The organism is Acinetobacter sp. NyZ410, from assembly GCF_022828975.1.
GTDB classification, from domain to species: Bacteria; Pseudomonadota; Gammaproteobacteria; order Pseudomonadales; family Moraxellaceae; genus Acinetobacter; species Acinetobacter guillouiae.
The window spans coordinates 3,796,431-3,820,058 of record NZ_CP094620.1; the positions used below are offsets into that span (position 1 = coordinate 3,796,431).

At 35.5% G+C, this 23,628-nt stretch carries 22 protein-coding genes and 4 pseudogenes; 4 read left to right on the plus strand and 22 right to left on the minus strand.

What is annotated here, in order from left to right; genetic code table 11:
* Positions 1-19 precede the first annotated feature (19 nt).
* From MTO68_RS17995 to MTO68_RS18015, 5 genes are read right to left on the minus strand one after another with little or no spacing between them, the layout of a single operon-like run.
* Positions 20-952, minus strand: a complete 933-nt coding sequence (locus MTO68_RS17995) for a VOC family protein (RefSeq protein ID WP_239045102.1) — start codon at positions 950-952, stop codon at positions 20-22.
* A gap of 11 nt (positions 953-963) precedes the next feature.
* The gene (locus MTO68_RS18000; protein ID WP_239045101.1) at positions 964-1,728 is read right to left on the minus strand and encodes an SDR family oxidoreductase; all 765 of its coding nucleotides are present in this window, start codon (positions 1,726-1,728) and stop codon (positions 964-966) included.
* Entirely contained in the window at positions 1,721-2,788 is a 1,068-nt protein-coding gene (locus MTO68_RS18005; RefSeq protein WP_239045100.1) for an aromatic ring-hydroxylating dioxygenase subunit alpha, read from the minus strand. Before MTO68_RS18005 ends, MTO68_RS18000 begins: the two co-directional genes overlap by 8 nt.
* A gap of 17 nt (positions 2,789-2,805) precedes the next feature.
* Positions 2,806-3,105: a recombinase-like helix-turn-helix domain-containing protein gene (locus MTO68_RS18010; protein ID WP_004823462.1), complete on the minus strand. Its 300-nt coding sequence runs from the start codon at positions 3,103-3,105 to the stop codon at positions 2,806-2,808.
* A 25-nt stretch (positions 3,106-3,130) separates the two neighbouring features.
* Complete coding sequence (locus MTO68_RS18015) at positions 3,131-3,436, minus strand: non-heme iron oxygenase ferredoxin subunit (protein ID WP_034615827.1); 306 nt, start codon at positions 3,434-3,436, stop codon at positions 3,131-3,133.
* Between the two features lie 258 nt (positions 3,437-3,694).
* Between MTO68_RS18015 and MTO68_RS18020 the strand changes: the two genes are divergently transcribed.
* Positions 3,695-4,510 (plus strand): IclR family transcriptional regulator, encoded by an 816-nt coding sequence (locus MTO68_RS18020; RefSeq protein WP_239045099.1) that lies wholly within the window; start codon positions 3,695-3,697, stop codon positions 4,508-4,510.
* A gap of 239 nt (positions 4,511-4,749) precedes the next feature.
* Here MTO68_RS18020 and MTO68_RS18025 read toward each other — a convergent pair whose 3' ends face one another.
* From MTO68_RS18025 to MTO68_RS18040, 4 genes are all read right to left on the minus strand, one after another.
* Positions 4,750-5,487, minus strand: coding sequence for a PA1136 family autoinducer-binding transcriptional regulator (locus MTO68_RS18025; protein WP_004823465.1), 738 nt, complete (start codon positions 5,485-5,487; stop codon positions 4,750-4,752).
* 128 nt (positions 5,488-5,615) lie between these two features.
* Positions 5,616-6,485, minus strand: coding sequence for a glyoxalase III HchA (hchA, locus tag MTO68_RS18030; protein WP_004823466.1), 870 nt, complete (start codon positions 6,483-6,485; stop codon positions 5,616-5,618).
* 469 nt (positions 6,486-6,954) lie between these two features.
* A complete protein-coding gene (locus tag MTO68_RS18035) occupies positions 6,955-7,815 on the minus strand; it encodes a Vmh family MBL fold metallo-hydrolase (RefSeq protein WP_244013736.1) in 861 nt (286 codons plus the stop codon).
* 25 nt (positions 7,816-7,840) lie between these two features.
* Positions 7,841-8,497 (minus strand): DsbA family protein, encoded by a 657-nt coding sequence (locus MTO68_RS18040; RefSeq protein ID WP_244013738.1) that lies wholly within the window; start codon positions 8,495-8,497, stop codon positions 7,841-7,843.
* Positions 8,498-8,639: 142 nt separating this feature from the next.
* Between MTO68_RS18040 and MTO68_RS18045 the strand changes: the two genes are divergently transcribed.
* Positions 8,640-8,981, plus strand: a complete 342-nt coding sequence (locus tag MTO68_RS18045; protein WP_004717650.1) for a helix-turn-helix domain-containing protein — start codon at positions 8,640-8,642, stop codon at positions 8,979-8,981.
* Positions 8,982-9,142: 161 nt separating this feature from the next.
* On the opposite strand, the gene MTO68_RS18050 is transcribed toward MTO68_RS18045, so the two are convergent.
* The 9 genes and pseudogenes from MTO68_RS18050 to MTO68_RS18090 all read right to left on the minus strand — a co-directional run.
* On the minus strand, positions 9,143-9,814 hold the full coding sequence (locus tag MTO68_RS18050) for a hypothetical protein (protein ID WP_244013740.1): 672 nt from the start codon (positions 9,812-9,814) through the stop codon (positions 9,143-9,145).
* Between the two features lie 47 nt (positions 9,815-9,861).
* The gene (locus MTO68_RS18055) at positions 9,862-10,161 is read right to left on the minus strand and encodes a hypothetical protein (RefSeq protein ID WP_244013742.1); all 300 of its coding nucleotides are present in this window, start codon (positions 10,159-10,161) and stop codon (positions 9,862-9,864) included.
* Between the two features lie 311 nt (positions 10,162-10,472).
* Positions 10,473-11,009, minus strand: a complete 537-nt coding sequence (locus tag MTO68_RS18060; RefSeq protein ID WP_244013744.1) for a hypothetical protein — start codon at positions 11,007-11,009, stop codon at positions 10,473-10,475.
* Between the two features lie 344 nt (positions 11,010-11,353).
* Positions 11,354-11,698 (minus strand): hypothetical protein, encoded by a 345-nt coding sequence (locus MTO68_RS18065; RefSeq protein ID WP_244013746.1) that lies wholly within the window; start codon positions 11,696-11,698, stop codon positions 11,354-11,356.
* A 175-nt stretch (positions 11,699-11,873) separates the two neighbouring features.
* Positions 11,874-12,188: a hypothetical protein gene (locus MTO68_RS18070; RefSeq protein WP_244013748.1), complete on the minus strand. Its 315-nt coding sequence runs from the start codon at positions 12,186-12,188 to the stop codon at positions 11,874-11,876.
* A gap of 391 nt (positions 12,189-12,579) precedes the next feature.
* A pseudogene (locus MTO68_RS18075) lies at positions 12,580-13,578 on the minus strand (RHS repeat-associated core domain-containing protein); the annotation flags it as partial.
* Positions 13,579-13,714: 136 nt separating this feature from the next.
* Entirely contained in the window at positions 13,715-14,305 is a 591-nt protein-coding gene (locus MTO68_RS18080; protein WP_244013750.1) for a hypothetical protein, read from the minus strand.
* Between the two features lie 9 nt (positions 14,306-14,314).
* Positions 14,315-14,686 carry a NucA/NucB deoxyribonuclease domain-containing protein gene (locus MTO68_RS18085; protein ID WP_279578611.1) on the minus strand — a complete coding sequence of 124 codons (372 nt, stop codon included), beginning with the start codon at positions 14,684-14,686 and terminating at the stop codon, positions 14,315-14,317.
* Positions 14,681-15,064 (minus strand): annotated as a pseudogene (locus MTO68_RS18090) (RHS repeat-associated core domain-containing protein); the annotation flags it as partial. The gene MTO68_RS18085 and the pseudogene MTO68_RS18090, both read right to left, overlap by 6 nt.
* A gap of 144 nt (positions 15,065-15,208) precedes the next feature.
* On the opposite strand from MTO68_RS18090, the pseudogene MTO68_RS18095 reads away from it, so the two are divergent.
* Positions 15,209-15,371: pseudogene (locus MTO68_RS18095) on the plus strand (integrase); the annotation flags it as partial.
* 97 nt (positions 15,372-15,468) lie between these two features.
* Here the strand turns inward: MTO68_RS18095 and MTO68_RS18100 are convergent.
* Together MTO68_RS18100 and MTO68_RS18105 are read right to left on the minus strand one after the other, a co-directional pair.
* Complete coding sequence (locus MTO68_RS18100; protein WP_244013752.1) at positions 15,469-15,996, minus strand: hypothetical protein; 528 nt, start codon at positions 15,994-15,996, stop codon at positions 15,469-15,471.
* Between the two features lie 15 nt (positions 15,997-16,011).
* Complete coding sequence (locus MTO68_RS18105) at positions 16,012-16,191, minus strand: hypothetical protein (RefSeq protein ID WP_244013754.1); 180 nt, start codon at positions 16,189-16,191, stop codon at positions 16,012-16,014.
* An 897-nt stretch (positions 16,192-17,088) separates the two neighbouring features.
* Between MTO68_RS18105 and MTO68_RS18110 the strand changes: the two are divergent.
* A pseudogene (locus MTO68_RS18110) lies at positions 17,089-18,157 on the plus strand (IS3 family transposase).
* A 190-nt stretch (positions 18,158-18,347) separates the two neighbouring features.
* On the opposite strand, the gene MTO68_RS18115 reads toward MTO68_RS18110, so the two are convergent.
* Together MTO68_RS18115 and MTO68_RS18120 are read right to left on the minus strand one after the other, a co-directional pair.
* Entirely contained in the window at positions 18,348-18,752 is a 405-nt protein-coding gene (locus MTO68_RS18115; RefSeq protein ID WP_151803476.1) for a hypothetical protein, read from the minus strand.
* A complete protein-coding gene (locus MTO68_RS18120) occupies positions 18,749-23,623 on the minus strand; it encodes an RHS repeat-associated core domain-containing protein (RefSeq protein ID WP_244013756.1) in 4,875 nt (1,624 codons plus the stop codon). The genes MTO68_RS18115 and MTO68_RS18120 overlap by 4 nt, the downstream gene beginning before the upstream one ends.
* Positions 23,624-23,628 lie beyond the last annotated feature (5 nt).

Sequence of the window (23,628 nt, forward strand, 5' to 3'; positions counted from 1 at the left end):
ATCTCCCTGTTCCAACTGCTTATACAGGTTTGACTTGGCGACGAGTATGGTCATCTAAACCACCTTCAACCGCCCACTCAGTAAAGAGTTCTAAACAATGTTCTTCAACACGTGGTTGCCATTCTTCCGTCAAATAATCATCATTGGTGTAGTATTCAAATGCACCACCCAAAGGTGAGTTGACATACCAGAAGTAAGCCGAAGAAATTGGATGACGACCTGGACCAATAAAAGTAGACCATTCAGAACGGTTCATGTTTAAGCCACCGCCAATCACTTCATGAATATCACGCACCACAAAGGCGACATGATTGAGTCCAGCAGGTTTATTGGGTACCGAAAGCAAAAACAAATCATGGTGATAGCCTTTGCCACGACAACGTAAAAAAGCACCACGATTACGATAAGCATCCGATAAGAAGAAACCGAGCTTTTCGATATAGAACGATTCTGTTTTTTCTAAATCTGGGGTAAAGAACACGACATGTCCAATCGCAACAGGTTGCCCTTTTTCATACACTGGACTGGCTGCATTGACACGAGTGATACTGCCGTATTGATTAATCCCTTCTGTTTTTAACGCAGGTAGCTCTTGGGTAAAGCTGGCTTGAAAGCGAATGGTCATCCCATTTGGGTCTAAGCATTGCAGCATGTCAGCCGTGGCTTGATAACCATCTACATCTTTCAGGCGAGTCGCTAAATCAGCCAAATCCTGTGCTGCATCATCCAAGCCCCAAGTCACTTCACGTAAAGTTGAGCCTGACTCGATGGCCTGTGGTAGACGCGGATCATCACAATCAAATAAATAAATTTTACTGCCGTTCTGGGTTTGATAAAGATCCGTACCCTCAATATCTGATTGGCTTAGCTTTAAACCAAAATCTGCCAAAAATTTATTTGAAGCAGCCCGATCCTCAACGCCAAACTTTAAAATCTCAATCCCTGTAATCATGAAACAATTCCTTAATTAAAGACAAAACCACCATTTACGGGAATATTCTGTCCAGTCACAAATGAGGACAAATCCGAAAGTAAATAAAGTGCTGTTCCGTTCAGATCCTGTGGTAACTGCTGACGTTGAATCGCACGACCATTTACATATAAATCATGACGATCTTGCGGTACATATTCTGTTGCTTCAACCAGCGTCAATCCTGGAGAAAGCGTATTGATACAAATATTAAATGGCCCTAACTCTCTTGCCATCGAACGGGTCATTGCCAGCAAAGCACCTTTACTTGCAACATAAGCCATCAAGTTAGGTGCGCCCCATAAAGCCGTATCCGATGCCACATTAATTACCTTGCCTGCATCAGACTGCTTGAGATATGGCACACATGCTTTGGTGACCAACCACGTCCCTTTGACATTGATGTTCATGACCCGGTCCCATAGATCGGCGTCATAATCCATCAAGCTTTTACCACCCACATTGGTCGCAAGTGCAGCGCAATTCACCAAACCATCTATTCCAGCTAAATGTTCAGCTGCTTGCTGAACAGCCTGTTGAATCGAATCAGCATCAGCCAAGTCAATCGTGACCGCAGTCACCTGTAGACCCTGTGCCTGCAATACTGCTGCTTCTTGTTGCACAAGATCTGTCAAGATATCCGCCATGACCACTTGAGCACCTGCTTCGGCAATGGCCTGTGCAAAGTCTCGTCCCAAGCCTCTTGCTGCGCCTGTAACAAAGACTTTCTTGCCCTGCAACAATGCGACATTAACCATGAACTTGTTCCTGCATTTCAATACGGTTTGAGCTATTCAAGCTCGCAATTTTCTTTAACTGCTTTTCCGCTTCTTTTTTCATTAAACGGCGTAAGCGCGATAAACCGACATCATGTTGATAGAGGAATTCATGTTGACGTGCGTTTGGCGCAAGATTTTCTAAAATAATTCGATCTTGTTCCAAGACATCCCAATGCAGTTTTTCTAAATGATTGCGATAAAGAAAACGCCAAACATTACGTTGCCAACCACTGACTTTACGACAACGCCAGAAGAAAACACGGGTATTTTGAGCATCAATCGGTGTGGCATAACCCACAATCCAAAACTCACCGCCTGGACCAAAATCTTTACGATAAGGAATCGAAAGACGCAACCAACTTGCACCAGTATTGGCATATTCAACCCAGTCAAAATTGACCCCTGTTTGCCCTTCTTTTTCGAAGACAAAACCATTTTCAGTTGAGCGGTGTTTCATTTCTGCAGTACGCTCACCATCCGCCATTGAGTGCGAGGTACAATGCAAATAGGTGCCATGCATTGGATCCATTACATTATCAATCGCATATTGATGATTGACCTTCCAATCCGCTTGGCATAGGAATGAACTCCATTCCTCACTCGCCAATTGTTCAGGAAAATCAAGTGGTTTAGCGACTTCATTTGGATCAATGCCAAACCACAGGAAAATTGCACCATGTTGCTCAATCACTGGGTAGCTTTTCACACAGGTTGTGCCTTTCATTGGGCATTCATGTACTGCGGGTACATCTTCAACCTTGCCATCATGGCGAACTTCAACGCCGTGATACCAACATGCCACGCGATTACCTAAGTTCCAACCTAAAGAAAGACGCGCACCACGGTGCGGACAACGATCTTCTAAAGCATGCACCTGACCTTGGTCATCACGCCAAACCACGATATTTTCACCTAAACGGGTAATACCCACAGGATTGGCTGCGACTTCCCAACTTGCCAGTACCGGATGCCATTGATCACGTAAACCTAAATCTAAATACTCCTCAACACTCGGAGTCACTGTTACTGCTGCATTCATCACTGTTCTTCCTTGAATCAATAACCTAAACGTTGCATTTCTTCAGAAAATGTTTCAGAAGTCCAAAGTTCACCAGACTCGCAACGAAAACCTTGTTGATTTAAAGATTGAACCAAATCAGTAAGTTCTGTTACGCCTGAAGAAAAGGCTTGAATTAAATGTTGAACAAAATCCTGCTCATAGACTGTTGGCACTTTATAGCGTGTTTGCCAAACCAGAAGTTCTGGCTGTCCAGGTATTTGAATATTGTTGATCCCTGCTTCGGTCGCTGGCGTGGCATGAATCCAGTTCGCTAGCTTCTCATTAAATGTTTTCATGAGATTCCATCCTTATAAATAAGACTTATAGTTGAATTTGAACGTCCTGCCCTTCAACACGTACGGGATAAGTACACAAATCACGACATCCCGGTCCACTCTTTAGCTCACCTGTTTGAATATCAAAAATTGCCTCATGTAATGGGCATTCCACGGTTTGATCTTCAATAAAGCCTTCTGTTAGCAACGCAAAGGCATGTGGGCAAACATTCTCGATCGCAAAATAATTGTCATCGATAAAAAAAACACCAATTTTCTTACCCTCGACTTCTATGGCTTTCGGCTCGTCTTCGGTAATGTCATCTTGCTGACAAACTGAGATCCAACTCATTTTTGCATCCTTATTTGTTTTATATATAAAACTTAATTTAGCATTTAAAACACAATGAATAGAATAAGCTTTGATCATTTTGCTTGTCAAATACTATATTTTTATGTTTTTCAATGAATTAATAAAAAGTTATAATTTTAGATGTTTCTTAATCAAAAAAATGTTTTATATATAAACATTGAGATTAGAAAAATTGATGATTACTATAGTGGTATTCCATGTGCAGGAATTGCAAAATAAACATAGGGCAACTTGGCAATGAACTTAATAAATGATGCTCTCTTGGAGCAAAATGCTGAACCCAATAATGATGAGCGTTATTTAGTACCGGGTTTGGTGCGTGGCTTAGCCATTTTAAAATTATTTGATCAACAGCATCAGGAAATGACCATTTCTGAAATCGCAGAAAAATTAGATGTAAACCGTTCGAGTGCTTTTCGTTTAATCCACACTTTAGAGTTTTGTGGTTATTTAAGAAAAATGTCGCAAAAGACTTATGCACTGAACAGCAACGTGATGGAACTTGGTTTTAACAGCTTATCCAAATCATCGCTGACTGATCTGGCTAGCCCCATCATGCGTGAATTACGCGATAAAATTAAAATCGCTGTGCATCTTTCGATTTTAGAAGGCACCGATATTGTCTTTATCAGCAATGCCCAATCTATTGGTTCATTTACCAGTAATGTGCATATTGGTACACGTTGGCATGCCCATGCCACCGTAATTGGACAATTAATTTTATCTCGCCTTTCTGAGGCTGAAGTGATTAAACGCTATGAACATTTTACCGATTGGAAAGTCTATTCTGATCGTACACCACGTGATTTGGCGAGTTTATTAGAACGTTTAAACTATGTCCGCAGTCAGGATTTTATGATCAGTTGGGGGCATTTTAATACTGATATGGCTGCCAGTGCTGCACCGATTTATAGTCAGGCAACTCAAGAAATTGCTGCCATATTATCTGTAAGCTGCCCATTGAGCACCTATACAGAAGATTTATTTAGAGGTGAAATTTCTCAAAATGTGGTTGAGTATGCTGATAAAATTTCAAAATTTATTTATTTTTAAGCATTGATAAATCTAATTACTTCAATTTGGGTATAGTGAAGACTAACCAAATTTTCTACACATACACGCCAAATAAGAAGTCCTTCTGGTTTTTATTTGGCGATCATTATTATTTTATTTCTTTTCTTCTTTTTTTGAGGGGGGGCTTAAAATCTCAATGCTCACGCTATGCTTCGTAAAAGAATCGCTGCGCTTTTGGCTAAACCTGAATGTTTAAAAGTCGTAAACATTGGGCTGCTTTATAATTCAATTTCTCTACTGATGATGGCAGAAGCAATTGCTTGAGCAGTAGATTTTACTCCTAAGCGCTTTCTTATACTGCGTAAATGATTTTCAACAGTTCTCTCTGAAATTTTTAAAATGTCGGCAATCTCAAAATGCTTTTGACCCACTGCTGCCCATTTTAAAACCTCTTTTTCACGTTTGGTCAGTATTTTTTTATGCGCAATTCTATGCTTTTGTTTATGTAAAATTTCACCAAAGGCAATATTACAAACCATCTGTACTGTGAGTTTAAAATCAGCACCCATATCCGAAATCTCACCCGCAAATGAAATTGCACCCTCTAAACCTGTTCGACCAAATACGGGCACTTGTATTCCATTGACCTCACCAAGATGCAGAGGGCTTTTGATAATCCGATAGGTTTCTTTTGCAGTTTTTTTATGCGAGCTCTTTGCCCAAAAAAAGGCTTCATCGTATTCAAAAATATGCTTGGTGATTGGGCAGCGGCGTAAATAAACTTCACGCTCTTCGATATTGCTTCGATCGACCCAATTGCCATGGACAAAGAAAACTTCATCAATCCATTCATGTTGGTTTTGAGGTGAAACACTACATACAATAATCCGATCAAAATTTAGCTGAGCAGCAAATCCCACCAGAATTTTAAATAGACTTTCGAGGTCCCGTGCTTGTCTCAATTGGTGAACGGTCTGAAACAATAAATCGGCCAATTGATTGCTTGCAAGTCTCATAAAGCCGTCTTCTCACTAAACTGAACACTTAAAACTAAAATATTGGAGATCAGCAGCAGATCGCCTCTAGATCTCCAATATTGAGATAAAAAATTGCGTCTAAATAGAAACAACCTCTTGATTGATGCTTATACCAATTCAGGATCAGCCAATAAGGTTTCAGCGGCTAACTTACCTAAATTATGCGATGCCAAAGGACTGTCTCCAGTCAGAAGTTTTCGGTCTTTATGGACCTGCCCTGTGATACCTTTATTTAGGATTTTAACGCCTAATTTATCGAGGTTTTCACCCACCAACCATTGTAATGGTCCTGGCATATAACCAATTTCAATATTTGCGCCTTTATCTAAAAAGTCAGGAAATACACAAATTTCATAATCTTTAAATATATAGTTTTCTGGTTTTTCATCGACGGCTGCGGCAAGTAAAGCTGCGGGTCCATGACACAGTGTAATCACATATTTATCATTGTTTATCGCCCATTCTAAAACTTTTTTTACACTTTTACTTTCAGGAATTTTCGCGAGTACACCATGACCACCGGGAATGAAAACCCCTGCATATGGCGAGTTTCCAGCAATGATCTCGTCCAAAATATCATCAAGCTTTAACGGGTTTTTAAGTTTTTCAGCATACTTTGCATAAGTATCTAAAACCACTTTATCTTCATTCGGCATCGCCCACATTTCCAACTTGGCAGGATTGCCTGAGAGCGTTGCAATATCAAACTCAAAGCCTGCATTGTCTAAATGAAATACCGGAAGTAACATTTCAACTGGATGATTTCCTGTAGAAAAGAATTTACCGTTCTGCATCAGGATATAGCGCTCATCCGTTGCAATCATCAGAATTTTTTTGTCGCCACGATATGGCTTGGGATAAGTCGTACCGTCATAATCTGTTTTCGATGCGGTGTACTGGCTTAAAGAATAAGGGGATGGAAAAAATGCATTATCTTCAGCAGTATCTGGTGTAGGTATTTTACTTAATTCAGTCATTTTTTACTCCAAGCGTTCTTATAGAGGATATATTCAACATGCACAGTATATTCTGCCCTAAAAAGATTTTTGAATGAGGGAAAACCCCTATTCCTACATTTTTAAAACATATGCTGAATTCAATTTTAATCACGCTATCGCTGCCAATAAACCCTGTTTTATTAAAATTAAGTATCTGATTTTTATTTAATTAAATTTTAAGAAAGTTTTATATTTTCTACGATCCATACTCACGCTCGATACAGAAATACAACGTAGAGATGAAATGAAATACTGTGAGAGATTTTTTAAATGTTGATTGTGTATTAGACTTTGAAACTCAAAATTCCGCTTAGAAAAAATCAATGGCTTCAATGATGAAACTTAACCGTGATCTTAGATTAAGTTTCACCTGATTAGATTAACCGATTATCCTCGTTCACAAACAATGACGAAGTTCATGAATTTAAAACAATAGGTCATTGTTAAATTATTTCCATTCCATCTCACCCGTCAACACTTTAGAGCTTAACTCCAAAGAACTTTCTTCAGCCAAGTTCGGGTATTTTTCTTTTAAAGCAGCAATCACTGATGCTGAATCTTTATGATCTTTTAAAACTTGATCAACATCCACAAGATATTGATAAGTAAAGTCGATTGCTTGAGTTCCTGTTGGAATATCACCAATATAATGTCCAGGAATCACTGCACGCGGGTTTAAACGATTCATTTGTTTTAGCGTTTTTCGCCATTCGTTACGTTCTTTTTCAGTTTGTGCATCTGCTGTCCACACATGAATTCCTGAAGATAAACCTACACCACCTAGAATTGTACGATTGCTTGGAACCCATAGATAAGATGCATATTTACCCGGTGATTTGATCTCAATTTTTTCACCTTCTAGCACAATTGTTTTATCTTCACTAGCACTCGGTACAATCACTTGAGATGGCGCACCATTTTTTAAGATAGGTCCCCAATAAGCAAACTTGCCTTCTTTGGTTGCTTCAATATGTTTAACAACTTCTGGGGTTGCAATCACTTTTGCATCTGGAAATGCTTGAACCAGTGGCTCTAAACCAAAATAAAAATCTGGATCACCCGCTGTAATCACAATATATTTAAGGTTTTTACCGCTGTCTTGAATGATTTTAACCAAGTTCTTTGCATCGTTAACACTGAATTGCGCATCGACCAGCACTGCATCTTTTTCACCCGAAATAAGTGTAGATGTAACTGGAAAAATGCCTTGTGCTTGTGGGTTATAAACTTTATAGCTTAACTCTGCTGCAAATGCAGAAGCACTCAACATCACTGAACTTGCAAGAAGTGTTTTTAAAAATAATTTCATATTGTTGGCTCTCTTTGGAATTAAATTAAGATTTAAGTAGTTGTTGCTCTAGAAAACGTACAAAATCCTCTGATTTATTATAAAAACCATGAAGCGGTATTTTGCCCATTTCACCATGTTGATTTTCATACACCAATGTTGGAAAACCTTGTCCTCGAACATGGGATAATAATTGGCGTGCATACTGAATATATTCATCTTGTTGATCTTGATCGATCGCATCTAAATATTTTGACCATTGGTCATTATTCAGCCCTAACTCGACAGCAAGTTGCGCCAGTACACTATATTGTGTGACATCTAGACCTTTTTGATAGTAGCCCTGTTGTATTAAATTTAATAACGATATCATCGCGCTATGCCCTACCTCCTGCTGAATACTCAGTAAAGCGTGAGTTGCAGGGATAGAGTTCATGATCAGTGTGCTGTCTTTAAGCAAACCATTTTTATATTCATCACCAAAATCAACACCTGTGAGTTGATGGATTTGTTCATCATAGTGAATGATCTGGGTTCGCATTGCTGCTGTCATTTGTGGTTGATGATCTTCACTATAAAGTCCACCAAAATGTAGACGTTGTAGATTTGGAAATTTTTCTTCGACTGCATTAATTAAAGGCAGCGCACCATAACTCCAGCCGCAGATCGGGTCGATAATCCAGTGTAGAATTGGAGAAGCCATAAATTAACTCTCATCTATAAATATATGATTCAAAATATGTGAAAAGCCACACAGTTTTGCTGATATTTGTTATAGTAAATAATAAACTTACTTTTTGTAAGTACTTACTAAAAAGTAAGTGTTTTTTAGTCGTGGAAAGTTTATGAATACTGATGAATCTTGTTTAGCCGCAAATGTGTTGTCAAAGAATTGCCCCTCTCGGGTTAAGCTTATGCATTTAACCAATCGTTGGGGCGTTTTGGTCATGTTCTGTTTAAGACGAGGAACACATCGTTTTAGTGAGTTAAGACGTAGAATTGATGGCATCAGTGAAAAAATGTTGACTCAAACTTTACGTGATTTGGAAAATGATGGTTTTGTGATTCGTAAGGAATATCCAATTATTCCGCCACATGTAGAATATTCTTTATCTGAAAATAAAGGAGTTGAAGTCGCTGAAAAAATTTATGACTTGGTTCAATGGATTGAACAGAATGAAAATTAACTTAGAATTGTTATAAGTTTCCATCCATTCTTTAGAGTGTGGCACTAATGATTTTAACGCAGAAGCTTTAAAAGGCTTTTGGTCCATACTGCCAATGAAATACTTATTTAAACCAAGGACATCAACCCATTGTGTAGAGCTTGGAGCATATTGATATTTGTTCAATCCACCCCATAACCCAAAAAGCTTTCTATTAAAGATAAATAACTTTTCTTTTCAGAAATAATTTTTGTTACATCCAAATTCCTTTTTACTAAAGAGACATATAATGCTAATGAATAAGCTTGGCAATTTATGGATTTTTTAGGATTAAATTCAATATCAGTAAAAGCATCGTATACTAAAACTTGTTTTTTAAGGTGGCTATTTTTATCTAAAGCATTCAGATAAATCCAATCATAAAATGCAGTTTTAGGTTCCAGTTCCCAATTTACACTATCACATTCGAATGAAATTAATGCTCCTGAAGTTCTAAGCCTTTCGTCCCTTTTAGCATCTTTAGAGTTTTTTTCTAATATGTCCTTATATGGACCTCCTTTTGAAAAGACTTTAGAAGATTGGAAAATGGCTTCAACACTTATATCTTTATTATTTTGAGAATTGTAAATTAAATTGAAAGCACTGAGATCAATGCCTAGTGTGTTTTCTGACTTACTTGAAACCTCTAAAATTTGAGCGCAAGGACTTTCTTTTAAAAAAGCATCATGTAAGGAACGAATAGATTTTTGTTTCTGGGAATAGTGCAATCCAGCAAACCATTCAAAATCTATATATTTAACCTCAACTAACTGTTTACCATCTTGCTTCGGTATAAATACTGGTCTATTAGCCATATAAAACTTAACTTGTGCTCATCAAACTTAACTTGTGCTCATCAAATTTAACTTGTACATATATTTCTAGCTTGATAACAAAGCAAATCCGCAGCTTCATAGATTTGATTCTTTTTAGATTCTTCATACAAATCCGCACTACTCGTCAAAGCTCCCCACATATCCAAAAAAATTTCTGCTAATTCTTTTGGAATGCTATCACTGTGAATTAAGTTTTCTTTTATTTTAATTAATAAAGTAATTAACTCGTTTAATGAAGCATCATCAAACCCTTTTTTTTCCCTTATCAGTAAATCAAAATCTAAATATTTTTGTATAAATAGTTTAATTGCACCGTTTGTGTTCATATTGACTCCTTTATGGTCTGACAATTTTAATAGCCGATGCAGGGATATGTCCAATAATTAATATTTCACCAGAAGCTTTTGCTCTATTAATTGCAGTATTTCCTTTCAATGGACTACATGGACCATTTAATTCCGTTGAATCTTTAACTTGACTTAAATCAGTACTTATAATCCGTTCTTTAGCAGTACCATATTTAGCTGAATTTGCTACTGCTTGCGCATATGTTCTAGATGTAGAAATATACTGTGTTTTTACAATAATAAAATATAAAAACCCAGTTTTTGACTGGGTTTAATTATATGTATAAAGCTTAATCTTTATGGTTATAAACAATCATTTGACCTTTTGGAAACTCGCCTTTCCATCCACATGGCATCCCCCCTTTCTTCAATATATTGAGTATATTTTCCCAAAATTCTGGTAAAGCATCTACAAAAACAAGATATTTGAATAAATAGAAAAATTCTCCGCTTAAACAATTTTGGAGATCTTCATCAATTTTTTTATTATCAGCTATTTCAAATAATACTTTGTTTATTCTTTCATATGATTGTGAACGCTTATCTTGATATTTTTCATAAACATCCTGTGGTAACTCTAATTCAAAATCATGTAAATAAGCACCATCTCCTTGAATTTCAATAATATGAGTCCAATATTGATACTCTTTTCCTTTAACATAGTCTACATCCTGATCTGTAGCAAAAGTAATAGCATCCTCAGTATCGTTAATAATAATACTTTTTGAATCAATATACATACCATCAAGAAAATTTTCTGATTGAATTAGATTAATTAAATCAGAAACTACATTGTCCATCTTGGTGAATATTTCAAGTTCACTCATCTTCTAGCTCCTTTTATTTAAACTTAGTTAAAATTTCTTTCCATTGGTCAGTAGTAGCTCCAAGTTTAGGCATCAATGTACTCAGTTGGATTACGATGGATGAATATTTATACTTTGAAGACTATTAGAATAAGAAAAGCTCAGCGACATCACACTGAGCTTTAAATTATTTTTTATAAAATCATGAAATTACTCATTATATAAAACTACTATAAATGACCTTCAGGATATGAAACCTCCCAACCACCTGCTAAATAAACTTACAACATTTGATTTAATAAAAGGCTTTCATAATTATTTAAATCTTGAAAAATAAAAAAACTAAAATCTCTAAAAAATCACTACTATTCTTCAAAAACTTCAAATAAATATAAATTCAAATTATTAATTTCCTCCAATTGTTTTTTCATAAATTCGTATTTACTTTGCTTTTCTTTATTTTTCCCATTGAAAAAACTTAACTTTAAAATAGTTAAAATTTCACTATCAATTATTTGATAATTATCATCAGTCAACTTATTATTTAATAATTTAAAATGATCACAAAACAATCCCTCATATGAGTAGTATTCACCTAAGTAATCACTACTATGTTTAATAAAAGAAATATCAAATTTATTTTGAAAAATTTCAGCCAAATCAAATATTTTAAGTTTTGAAGTATATATTAAAAAAAAGCTTTTTTTCACCTTATACCTTCCTTTCTGTTTTTTAAACCCTTATTCAATTGCTTTGATTTCTCACTACTAAAACTATCAAAATTTTTTAAATTTAATTCAATATCAATTAATGATCTCGATCTATTTTCATACTGATTAATAAAATATTTTCAATCAAATAAAATTATTAATATTAAATCAATTGCTATTTAAGATATCTAACATAATCTGATTTTAAAATTTCATTTAACACATCTTCATACTCATTATACCTCTCATTAAAATAAAAAAAGAAATCATCCAAATTTTTAAATTCTCTATAATCATATATGTCGTATAAATCTAAAGCATCACCATACTTACCCAAATACTTAGAGAATGCAAAATTAATATTATTATTATTTTTCTTTAAAAATAAATCTAATACATATTCATTATTATTGGTGTTATCTACATTTGAAATCAATATAGGGTTTTTTTTCAAAAACAATTTTTCAATGCTATCATAAAATTCACTCATTAAAGTTACCTCTTTATTTTCTAACAGGACAATTTTTAGGTGGTTCTACAAAAATATCAACTTTTTTACCTTCAGGTGTAAATATATTGATATGTGGAATAGTTTTGTGAGGATGGCCATCTGGTAAAGACTCATGTCCAAATAAGACACCTGTCAATGGATTAATTTTATAATCCATATGATATGAAGCCCTGTTTGTTGAGTTTTGTCTATTTTGTTTAAAAGCTTTTTTATCTTTTGCTGTTTTTTCAGATGATTTGTCGCTAGCCCCAGCCGATTTTTGTGCATCAGGGAAAGCTCCAAATAAAATTGCACCAGCTTCTTTATATGAACAGGCTGTTACACTACGACCAGCGCGTACTTCAGCAATTTTCTTAAGCGTATTTACAGGACTTAAACCATACGGATCTGTCCAGCCTATACTATTCGCAGCATATTGATAAAGATTAAACCCACCATTGTGTTTTATAGGATCCTTACTTACAAATCTCCCTACATAAGGTGAATAATACCTATGACGATTATAATGCAACCCCGTCTCTAAATCGAAATACTGCCCTTGAAAACGAATGTTGTTGCTGATGATTTCAGAGTTTTCAAAGAAACTGGATTTAGCTTTTTCAGACTTACCACTTCGAGCATAGCTCTCGTCTTGCGCTCGTGCAAAGCGTTGCTTTGCTGACACGAGCTCACCCCATGCCTTATATTCTGCTTTCCAAATAATAGCACCTGTATGGTCACTCATTTCTTGTGGTGTACCAAGATGATCACAATGATAGAACCATACATCATCAAAGCCTTTGCTTTGCTTGGTAGCTTTCCATAGTGGGTCACGATGCACGCTATACGGTTTGTCTGACCAATCAGGTGTTTGATGCAGCTCTATCGGACTTTGATAAACTGCCTGAAGCATCGGTACAAAACTGTCTTTTTCGTAGATATAGTGCTTAGTGGCTTGTTCTGTTGACTCATAAGCCAATGTGTCACCATCCCAGCCATAGATGATGTTGCGCTCATCACCTGTATGGTGGTGCTTACTACGTTTTTGTATTCTTCGTCCTAAAGCGTCATAGCGATATTCTGCTGTGTATTGGCTGTTGCGGCTTTTGATCATTCGACCATAAACATCCCACTCAAGATTTAAATCACCTTGCGTTGATTTTTGTCGGACCAATTGTCCGTATGCATCATATTGGTATTGTTGATCAAGGTATTCTTTGACCACATTATTAACTAAACGATGATAACCATAACCTTTTTCTTCTGCTCGTTGTACATGGTTTTGATCTTGATGTTGGGCTTTGTCATCATTGTAGCGATCTATGATGTTACTGGCTGGGTCAAAGTTAAAGGTTTCTTTACCGAGTTTACTGGTGGCTTCAAGTATACGTCAAATGCCCGCTAATCGCTTAAACTGAATATCTATAAGCTTTTGAATATAAATATATTTCATTTTTAAATTATGCATCAATACTCAAACAATTTTGATTTATAAAAAAGACCTCAGATTGATTAATATTCAAAATTTAAAAAATTTCCTCTAAAGTAGGCAAAATATTTTTTAACTCATTAATTTCACAAATAATATTATCCTGTAATAAAAAAGAGTCTTCTTTATCTTTGAACTCATATATATTTTTTTTCAACATATCAATTATTAATGCTATAGAGTTAGTATAATAAAATTCTCGTCCCAATTTTTTTTCCTTGTTCCTAGTCTCGATTCTAGAAGCTATTTCACTTCCATTGATTACCCGATTAAAACGCTTTTCTTCCATTACTTTATTATCATTAAGATCTTTCATTAAAATAGAAAGAATTTCTTTTCTTAAGTTAACATCTTCATTTACAATATATTTAATTTGATATAAATAACAAAGACTTGCCCATTGGATTGAGTTTTTACGATTAAAATCGCAAAACTCTATACTATCTAAAAATTCTCTGATCACAGAATAATTATCAAACTCTTGAACAAATAAGTTATAAACCAATCTAACGAGTTCTAAAGTTTTATCACTTTCTCTTATATCAAAATTATTTTCCAATGATTTAAAATATTCCTTTTGATAATCATACTTTAACAACTCATTTAAAATTTCTAACTTTATAGTCATATTACACCTCTATTTTACAAAGATTTTAACTTTATCGCCGGGTAAAACTCCCGCACCGGCGAGACCTAATTGAATTGATTTACCAGCACCTTTATTATCAGATGGCTTAATATATTTTACACTTGCACCTAATCCACCTTCTTTAAACATAGCCATTGGCCATTCATCTCGATCATATCCAGTTTTACAAGGATGGCCTTTCATAGCTAATCTTCGTCTTGCTGGAGCATTAATTGGATCCACAGTTACTATGGATGCATGCCCTCTAGCAATAGCTGATTTAATATGACCAGCAGTTTCAGGATAAACTTTACTATCTAGTGTTAAATAATAATCAAATGGTGAATTTACGGGTGCAGGCTTTACACTTACTCCTTTCAAACCTAATGGATCAACCCAGAAATTACTATTTGGTGCGTATTGATATGTGTTCAATCCACCAAACAATCCAACTGGATCTTTACTTATATATCGTCCAACATTATACGAATAGTAGCGATATCGGTTGTAATGAAGACCTGTTTCTTGGTCGAAATACTGTCCTTGGAAACGGATGTTGTTGCTAATAATTTCAGAATTTTCGAAGAAATTAGATTTAACTTTCTCTACTTTACATTCGCCCCAAGCCTTATATTGCGCTTTCCAAATGATTGCACCTGTATGATCACTCATTTCCTGTGGTGTACCAAGGTGGTCACAATGGTAGAACCATACTTCATCAAAGCCTTTGCTTTGTTTCGTAGTTTTCCATAAAGGATCATGATATTAAATTAGAGGTGCAGCATGACCGATAAAACTCTTTTTAGTTATTATCAATTGGTCAACATTGAACTTAACAATCGCATTGTAATGGCTCCACTAACACGCAACCATACAGAAAAGGGACCTGTTCCAAGTAATTTTGCTGCTGATAAAACCGATTACCCATGTGAGGTCTGTGAGCATGTATTAGCTCATAAACTACCAGATGTGGTAGAGGCTGCTTACCTACGTGGAGCTTATCTTGAGATAACGTAAAGCATTAATGGCGAATTGGGCTGAGTTTTGTAAAATATATATGGCATAAAATTTATGCTTCTACCCTTTTAGATAAAAGCATTGTTGAGTTTATTGCATTTATAAATAGCTAAACTAAAGCAAATAGACTTACACCTGTGATAATCTTATTCATAAAAAAACTCTATAAAATATTCTATATCTTCAACAGCCGCTTGTATTTCTAAATTCGCCCTAACTTCTTTAATAAATCCTTCAACATACCCACCATTCTCTTTTCTAGGATTTAAATTATATTTGTTAATAATTAGCTCTTGAATTAAATTAATTGCCTTCAAGAAACTATATATATCTTTTGAAATAATATGAAGTGTGTCACCTGAAATGCATGCTCCAACTTTTCCAGAATCATTCTCAATATAAACAATATTAGTATCATGCTGTGTTAAAAACACTGTACTATCTCTATCAAATATATCACTAAACATATACTGAATTTCTTGAATAGAATCACTTCCTAGAAAATCATTAATATTTCCTCCAATATCAATATTGAAATCACATTCGGGAATAGAATTTTTATAAATTAAAAATTGATCATTATCTAGCTCACTTTTCTTAATCAAAAATGATGATTCACCGTATATCTTTTGATTATTTATACTAATTTTTTCCAATAAGTTGATAAGATTCATATCTATTCCTAAAAATTAAATTTTACAGCCTTTGTTAAACTGCTTAATCATCGTTTCGCGATCAATTAGTCTTCCACACATCCATTTTTCTTTAGCTCCATTAAATTGCTGACCTTCTAAGCCAAAAAAATTATTTTTCTTTATTTTATATTTAATCCTATCACTCCATTCAAAACGCTCAGGAAAAGCATTCATTGAATCAGTTATTGTTTCCCACTCGTCAAAATAATCAAAACTATCATTATTCGCATAATCAATACCTAAATTAGAATCATGAATAATCTTATAATCATTTTCAGTATTGAATTTACTGCTATAAAAATTACCTTTTCCAAAAAACTATAAACTCTATAGCACTTTCTAACACTTGATCCCAAATCTTCATTTATTTTCCTCTCTCATGGTTTTCCATAATAAATCACCCCAATATAAAAAAAAGCTCAATAACTTATCACTGAACTTTGTATAATTTAAAACATATTGGTTCGGTCTTACAATTTATTCATTTGAAAATACTATTAAACGGCCTTCGGGATATTTCCCCTCCCATCCACATGGCCAACCTCCTGCTAAGTACACTGCAAGTACTTCATTAAAAGAATTATTATCTAGTTTTGTATAATCATTAAAAATAATTTTTGTAAAATCATCATAAATGCTACCAATTAAGTAGGGGATAGCTTCATTTAACTTCGGATCATGAATAACTCTTTCATTAATTTTTTTCTAACAAAGTTAAAAATTTTAGTTGTTAAACCATCAATATCATTATGTTTCTCCATATACAACTCATCCATATTTACAATTTCATCTGATCTAACCATATTCCACTCTTGAAGCTCTACTTGCCCATAGCTTTCTATTCGAAAATTAAAAATATTATCCGTTAATATCGGATCATTAATCTTGAGATATCCGAAGTTTAATTTTTATTCATTTAATGGATTTTTCAAAAAACCACCATTTCCTAAAAAATTTAGAATTAATGAATTAACATTTTCTTCTAATTTCTTACTTATTTAGGTAATCCCCCCTAAAAATAATTGAAGTTAAAAGTAGAAAATCGAATAATCTTGTTGAAGGAGATTTTCTATGAAAACATCTAAATATTCAGACAGCCTAATCATGAGTATTTTGAAGCAAGCCGAATCAGGAACCCCTGTTCCTAATCTGTGTCGTGAACATGGCATGAGTTCCGCTACATTTTATAAATGGAAAGCGAAATATGGCGGTATGGATATTTCCATGATGACGCGACTTAAAGAATTAGAAGCTGAAAATGCTCGTCTGAAGCGTATGTATGCTGACGAACGCCTTAAAGCAGATATTCTTCAGGATGCACTGTCAAAAAAGTTATAAGGTCAACACAACGTAAAGCTCTTGCTCAGCGAGCCGTTGAGCAATTTAAAATCTCAGTAAGTAAGGCCTGTCTCATATTCCAAGTTAGTCAAACCTGCTATCGATATACAGCTCAATTAGACGAGCAAAATAAGATCATCGCAGAATGGCTGCTTAAGCTCACCAATGAGAATAAGACTTGGGGCTTCCAGCTTTGCTTTTTGTACCTACGTAATGTCAAAGGCTATCTATGGAACCACAAACGTGTTTATCGAATTTATAAGGAGCTTGAGCTTAACCTACGAATTAAACCAAACAAACGCATTAAGCGAATCAAGCCTGAATCACTCGCAGTGCCTTCAATACCGAATGAATCGTGGTCAATGGACTTTATGCATGACCAATTCAGTGATGGTCGCAGTTACCGAATTCACAATGTTATTGATGACTATAACCGTGAGTCACTAGATATATTGGTTGATTTTTCTTTGCCAGCTCAAAGAGTACTCAGGGGACTAGCGCATGGCGAGGTAAGCCAAAGCGTATACGTAGTGATAATGGGCCAGAGTACATTAGTGATTTAATGCAGGCCTGGTGTACTCAACATGAAATTGAACATGTATTTACCCAACCTGGTAATCCACAGCAGAATGCTTATGTAGAACGCTTCAATCGGACAGTTCGATATGAATGTTTGAATCAATATTTATTTCGAGAACTTGAAGATGTCCAAGACTATACAACTGCATGGCAACACTTTTATAATCATGAACGACCACATATGTCAGTTGATGGTAAACCACCTAAATTTAAACAACTATAAGGACTTTGGTTTTCTACTCATTAAATCAATTAAAAATGGGGGTATTACCTTTAGAATTACACTTAACTTTTTTTACCGATCTTAAGTAATTTTCATTACAGCCCATTATCACTTTAAAAAAGATAAAATTAAAAACACTTAGCCGAAAAACATTATTTTCTAATAATACTCTTAAGTCATAAATAGAAGATTAACTATGAAGTAACTCTACTTTTATCTTATCTAAGTTTTCGCATGGAATTACTACTTTAAAACTACCTACAACTTTGAAAATTTTTTTAAATTTACTTTCTCTTAAACCGTAAGCACAGCAATTTCCTTCTCTCATTTCATACATAAAATCACCAAAATCTGTGGCTGGAATATAGACTCCATTTTTTATACCTAACTGACTCTCTATATCTTCAATTGATAAAAAACATATACCATCACTTTTACTTGAAAAACTATTAAAAAAATTTTCAAAAGGAAAAGTTAATCGAATAGTCTTCCCAAGATATTCATGAGCTATGATTAAACTTACTTCGTTTTCATCACAGCTCAAACTCAATAATTTTGAATCATCGCTATTTTCAATAATTTCTAATACATTCATGGGCAACCTTGAGCCTTTTTATATTTACCATAAAAATCATCAACCATACCTGCATTCTCTATTTTATCTTTCATAAATAAGTGACCTTTCTTTCCTCCTACATCATAGTTCAAATGTGGGAAAGTAGAAGTACCTACACCTTTCCCCCAATCACCATGATTCCAATATACTGACTCTCCTTTAGAATTCTTCCAACCATTCCACTGACCTTTTTCATTATAAGTTTTAACAGCCCCAGGTCCTAACATTTTGGCTCCAGCATTCATCGCATCATTTTTATTATTATACAAATAGTCATCTTTTCTAGCATCATCTGCACTAACTTTTTTACCAGATGCCCCAATACAATTTATTAATTTTTTTGTATTTTTACTTTTTGCATTAACAGGTAAAGTCTTAGTTCTACTCCTTAAGCCTAAAGGATCTATCCATTCTATGGTATTAGGCGCATATACGTATAAATTATAGCCTCCGTCTAGGCTTATAGGATCTTTACTTACAAATCTTCCAACATAAGGCGAGTAATAACGATGCCTATTGTAATGCAGCCCTGTTTCTTGATCAAAATACTGCCCCTGAAAGCGTATGTTATTACTGATGATTTCTGAATTTTCAAAGAAATTTGATTTAGCCTTCTCAGTCTTACACTCACCCCAAGCTTTATATTCAGCTTTCCAAATGATCGAACCTGTATGGTCTGTCATTTCCTGCGGTGTACCCAAATGGTCACAGTGATAGAACCATACATCATCAAAGCCTTTGCTTTGCTTGGTAGTTTTCCATAGTGGGTCACGATGTACACTATACGGCTTGTCTGACCAATCAGGTGTTTGATGTAGTTCTATAGGGCTTTGATAGACGGCTTGCAGCATCGGCACAAAGCTGTCTTTTTCGTAAATATAGTGTTTAGTTGCTTGCTCTGTTGATTCATAGGCAAGTGTGTCGCCATCCCATCCATAGATGATGTTATGTTCATCCCCTGTATGATGCTGCTTACTACGTTTTTGGATACGGCGACCTAACGCATCATAGCGATACTCTGCAGTAAATTGGCTATTTCGACTCTTGATCATTCGTCCGTAAACATCCCACTCAAGATTTAAATCGCCTTGCGTTGATTTTTGTCGAACCAATTGTCCGTATGCATCATATTGGTATTGTTGGTCTAGGTATTCTTTGACCACGTTATTGACTAGACGATTGTAGCCATAGCCTTTTTCTTCTGTTGTTTGTTTATGGCTTTTGGCTTTACCATCGTTGTAACGATCAACAATATTGCTGGCAGGGTCAAAACTAAAGGTTTCTTTACCGAGTTTACTACTGGCTTCAAGTAAGCGTCCAACAGGGTCATATTTATATGCAATGTTGCCACGACGTGTATCTTTGATCGCTGTCAGCTCACCTGTTTTATCATATTGATATAGTCGTTGTACCAATTGGCTAGTTTGTTGTAGTGCATTGTTCTTTTCTTGGTTTGGGACTTTGTATTGGTTTTGGTAACCATTGTCATGCTCATTGAGCATGACTTGGCTGTGTAATCGCCCTGCTAAGTCAAACTGTTGCTCTTGGCTAACCCCATTAGCATAGTGGCGAACAACTTCACGATGTAGGTCATCTCGCTCAAAACTCACCAAATCCTGTCCATTGACAATCAGGCTTTGTACATGACCTGTACCATAGGTAAGCCAATCTATATTTTGTCCATCAGGGCGTATGGTTTTGATTCGATCATTGATTTCATCATAACTATGCTTCCATACCGCTGTCTTATGCGTCTTATAATCCTGTTGATGTTCTTTGATTACATTGCCAGCGGCATCATAGAACCATTGTAGATTGCTCTCCTGATTTCTGGCATTCAAGATTCTTCCCATATAGTCGTAGGCAAATTCTTCGGTTTGTTTTGCTTCAAGTTCTAATAAATCGTAATGACCGTAACCAGCTGTACGTTGTTCTAAACGCCCCATACTGTCAAAAATAAATTGTTGAATTCGATCTTTCGGTGCTGCACGATCTTTCAGATCTTGCCCATAGGCAGATGCAACTTCAATACTTGTAGTCAAACGACCATTCAATTCATCGTATTGATAAAGAGTTTCTTTAGCATCAAAATCAATTTCTTTAACTAAGCGCCCGCCTGCATCATAAATGAATTCGTAGTTTGCACCATTTTCATTGGTTAATCGTTTTAAACGGCTTAAACGATCCCATTGATATTTTAAAGTATGATTTAAAGCATCCGTGCGTTTGCTAATTAATCCAGCTGCATCATATTCATATTTGGTGATGTGTTGCTTCGGATCTACATGAGCAAGCAATCGTCCTTCAGCATCATGCACAAAATGTTCTATAGAACCATCAGGATGCTTGATCTTTTCCAACTGACCAAAGGCGTTCAATGGCAAACCTTTGATTATCGGCTCACCCTGCCCTGTAGTAATTTCTGTATAAAAATATTCATTTTTTTGTTTTAAGGCATTTTCAACAGACTTAACTCGTCCTCGCTCATCATACTGCCATTTAGTTTCTTTACCAGAGCAGTCGGTATAACTAAGTAAATTTCCCTGATCATCGTATTTAAGGGCTTTATTACCCCCTTTGGCATCGGTGATTGAAGTCACCAAGCCCATGCTATTGTAGGCATAACCAGTTTCATGTTTCAGCGGATCAATTTCTTTAATCAGGTTGCCTGAACCGTCGTATTGTTTAAACCAGCGACCTTGCTCTGCATCCACCATACCAATCAATTGGTCTTGTTCATCATATTCAAAGTAAGTTGTAGCACCATCTGCTTGCGTTGTCGTGAGAACATTGCCTCGTTCATCATAGCTATAAACTGTTTCTGTGCCATCTGTAGCCACATGTGAAGTAATATTTTTTGCATCATCCCTAAAAAACCATTCCTGTAAATTATCAGGATAAATAATACGATAGGTATAGCCTGTAATGCCGTAGTAATGTTCCGTCACATTACCATCTATATCAGTTACGGTAGTAACACGTACATTCTCATCCCACTCAAGTTTTCTTGCCGAACTATAATCATCAGCCCACTCTTCAATCGCCTTTGAGCTTGGTAATTTTCCATTCCATTTCAAATTCATACCACGTTTTGTCAAGTCTGTATAACGTGTAAGAAGATGATGCTGGTAGGTATATTGGTAAGAAGCACCAAATTCGTTGGTTGCTTGGATCAGATCAGCTTGATCATTGTATACATATGCAGATAACTGACGTTTTAATTGCCCATCCTTCACCAACCATATTTCATCAACCAATTTGTTTTGATTCAGCTTTAAAGCAAGGTGCGCTAAGATATTTTGGTCTTGTTTAAATATAATATCGGATAAATAGCTTTCATCATCAATGCGGTGATCATAACGTAAACCTACACTAAACCCATTTTGGCGCTCTATAGAAACTAGTCTAAATTCATTTTTATATTTTTGGTAATAACGAGATTCATTTGAACCAAATGTAATTGCACGAATATCATCAGAAACTACAGTGTAGGTAAAAGTTTCAATTTCATCGTAAAAGCTTTGCCCAGCCTTTAATTCACGTAGCTTGATAGGACGACCATCTATACCAATATATTCCCAACCTTTCAGTTCAATATTTTCTTTTGGATTTTTTTCATTATATTGACTACGTTGTACAATTCTACTGCTAAATGGCGTTGTCCAACGTGCGCCAAATATGGATTGGTCATACTGATATAGATTCGAAATATAAGAACGAGCCAAGGGCTCAACCATTAATGGATGAATCAGTGCATCATCATGCGTTAAAAACTCGGTCCCCATTGCAAATGAGATAGAACCGCTTGTTCCACCTTTACAGTTCTTACATTGATTGGCATTGTTAGTCGCAGGATGTTCATCCCTAGATTTTTCTAATTTATTATTGTTCTTTGCATTTTTTGCCTGCGTTGTCTGTGTGGCTTTCACTTGAGCTGACTTGGTCTTTCTGAATCGAGAAGCGCCTAATCTCAAGATCTCAAATAACCATCCTATTGTTTGTGGTTCAGCTTTATTTCCTAGTTTTCTGATTTTGGCATTTGCTGTCACACCTACTTTACTGATTGTTGCACCCACATTTAAAACGGGTTGTTTTAAATGTTGTGGAACAAGCATTGAAACGACTTTAGCATTGTTATTTACATTAGTTTTAAACAGGGCTTTACCCCAGTTTTCAGTCATATAAACTATATTTTTACCAGCACGTACAAGATCTCCACTTTTTAATCCCTTAGCAATTCCTGCTGCTTGTTGTTGTGCCCGTGTTGCATTTGCACCTGCATTGGTAAACACTTTACCCTGTGTCACCACACGAACAATTCCTCCATTGATTTCAGTAGTTGCACCTTGAATGGTATTTCCGCATGATCCTAAAATAGAGTTGAGTTGCGTCAAGCCCGATGCACAAAATTTTTCAATATTACCTGCAACTTGATCATTTAGATGTTTACCAATAACAGTAATTACCGCTTCAGCTAACGCAGCTTTTCCAACCCTCTTTACTTCCTGACGTACTAGAAATAATGCAGGTCGAGCTGAGGTACGAATAGCTGTTGTACCTGGTACAGGAGCAACACCTATTAAATCAATACCTACAGTTGTCCAATCAAAGACATCAGCATTCTGATAACCTTTTTCATAAATTTGGAAAATGTCTGTAACTACATCAATTGCAGCCATAACATTCCCAATAATCGGTACAGTTCCTAATACACTGCTAACTAAGTTCAAACCAACGAGTTGGTGAGTATGGTCTAGTAACCACTTATCAATTTTTTGCTTTGAATTATTGATGTCTTTAATAGACACTTCATTGAGTGGTTTTACAACTTCTGTTTTTGGTTGAGCCATTGTAT

Bases quoted from the DNA above. Each gene is read 5' to 3' on its own strand.
- MTO68_RS17995 (WP_239045102.1), bottom strand. From the start codon at position 952: ATGATTACAGGGATTGAGATTTTAAAGTTTGGCGTTGAGGATCGGGCT.
- MTO68_RS18000 (WP_239045101.1), bottom strand. From the start codon at position 1,728: ATGGTTAATGTCGCATTGTTGCAGGGCAAGAAAGTCTTTGTTACAGGC.
- MTO68_RS18005 (WP_239045100.1), bottom strand. From the start codon at position 2,788: ATGAATGCAGCAGTAACAGTGACTCCGAGTGTTGAGGAGTATTTAGAT.
- MTO68_RS18010 (WP_004823462.1), bottom strand. From the start codon at position 3,105: ATGAAAACATTTAATGAGAAGCTAGCGAACTGGATTCATGCCACGCCA.
- MTO68_RS18015 (WP_034615827.1), bottom strand. From the start codon at position 3,436: ATGAGTTGGATCTCAGTTTGTCAGCAAGATGACATTACCGAAGACGAG.
- MTO68_RS18020 (WP_239045099.1), top strand. From the start codon at position 3,695: ATGAACTTAATAAATGATGCTCTCTTGGAGCAAAATGCTGAACCCAAT.
- MTO68_RS18025 (WP_004823465.1), bottom strand. From the start codon at position 5,487: ATGAGACTTGCAAGCAATCAATTGGCCGATTTATTGTTTCAGACCGTT.
- hchA (WP_004823466.1), bottom strand. From the start codon at position 6,485: ATGACTGAATTAAGTAAAATACCTACACCAGATACTGCTGAAGATAAT.
- MTO68_RS18035 (WP_244013736.1), bottom strand. From the start codon at position 7,815: ATGAAATTATTTTTAAAAACACTTCTTGCAAGTTCAGTGATGTTGAGT.
- MTO68_RS18040 (WP_244013738.1), bottom strand. From the start codon at position 8,497: ATGGCTTCTCCAATTCTACACTGGATTATCGACCCGATCTGCGGCTGG.
- MTO68_RS18045 (WP_004717650.1), top strand. From the start codon at position 8,640: ATGAATACTGATGAATCTTGTTTAGCCGCAAATGTGTTGTCAAAGAAT.
- MTO68_RS18050 (WP_244013740.1), bottom strand. From the start codon at position 9,814: ATGGCTAATAGACCAGTATTTATACCGAAGCAAGATGGTAAACAGTTA.
- MTO68_RS18055 (WP_244013742.1), bottom strand. From the start codon at position 10,161: ATGAACACAAACGGTGCAATTAAACTATTTATACAAAAATATTTAGAT.
- MTO68_RS18060 (WP_244013744.1), bottom strand. From the start codon at position 11,009: ATGAGTGAACTTGAAATATTCACCAAGATGGACAATGTAGTTTCTGAT.
- MTO68_RS18070 (WP_244013748.1), bottom strand. From the start codon at position 12,188: ATGAGTGAATTTTATGATAGCATTGAAAAATTGTTTTTGAAAAAAAAC.
- MTO68_RS18080 (WP_244013750.1), bottom strand. From the start codon at position 14,305: ATGACTATAAAGTTAGAAATTTTAAATGAGTTGTTAAAGTATGATTAT.
- MTO68_RS18100 (WP_244013752.1), bottom strand. From the start codon at position 15,996: ATGAATCTTATCAACTTATTGGAAAAAATTAGTATAAATAATCAAAAG.
- MTO68_RS18105 (WP_244013754.1), bottom strand. From the start codon at position 16,191: ATGAATGCTTTTCCTGAGCGTTTTGAATGGAGTGATAGGATTAAATAT.
- MTO68_RS18115 (WP_151803476.1), bottom strand. From the start codon at position 18,752: ATGAATGTATTAGAAATTATTGAAAATAGCGATGATTCAAAATTATTG.
- MTO68_RS18120 (WP_244013756.1), bottom strand. From the start codon at position 23,623: ATGGCTCAACCAAAAACAGAAGTTGTAAAACCACTCAATGAAGTGTCT.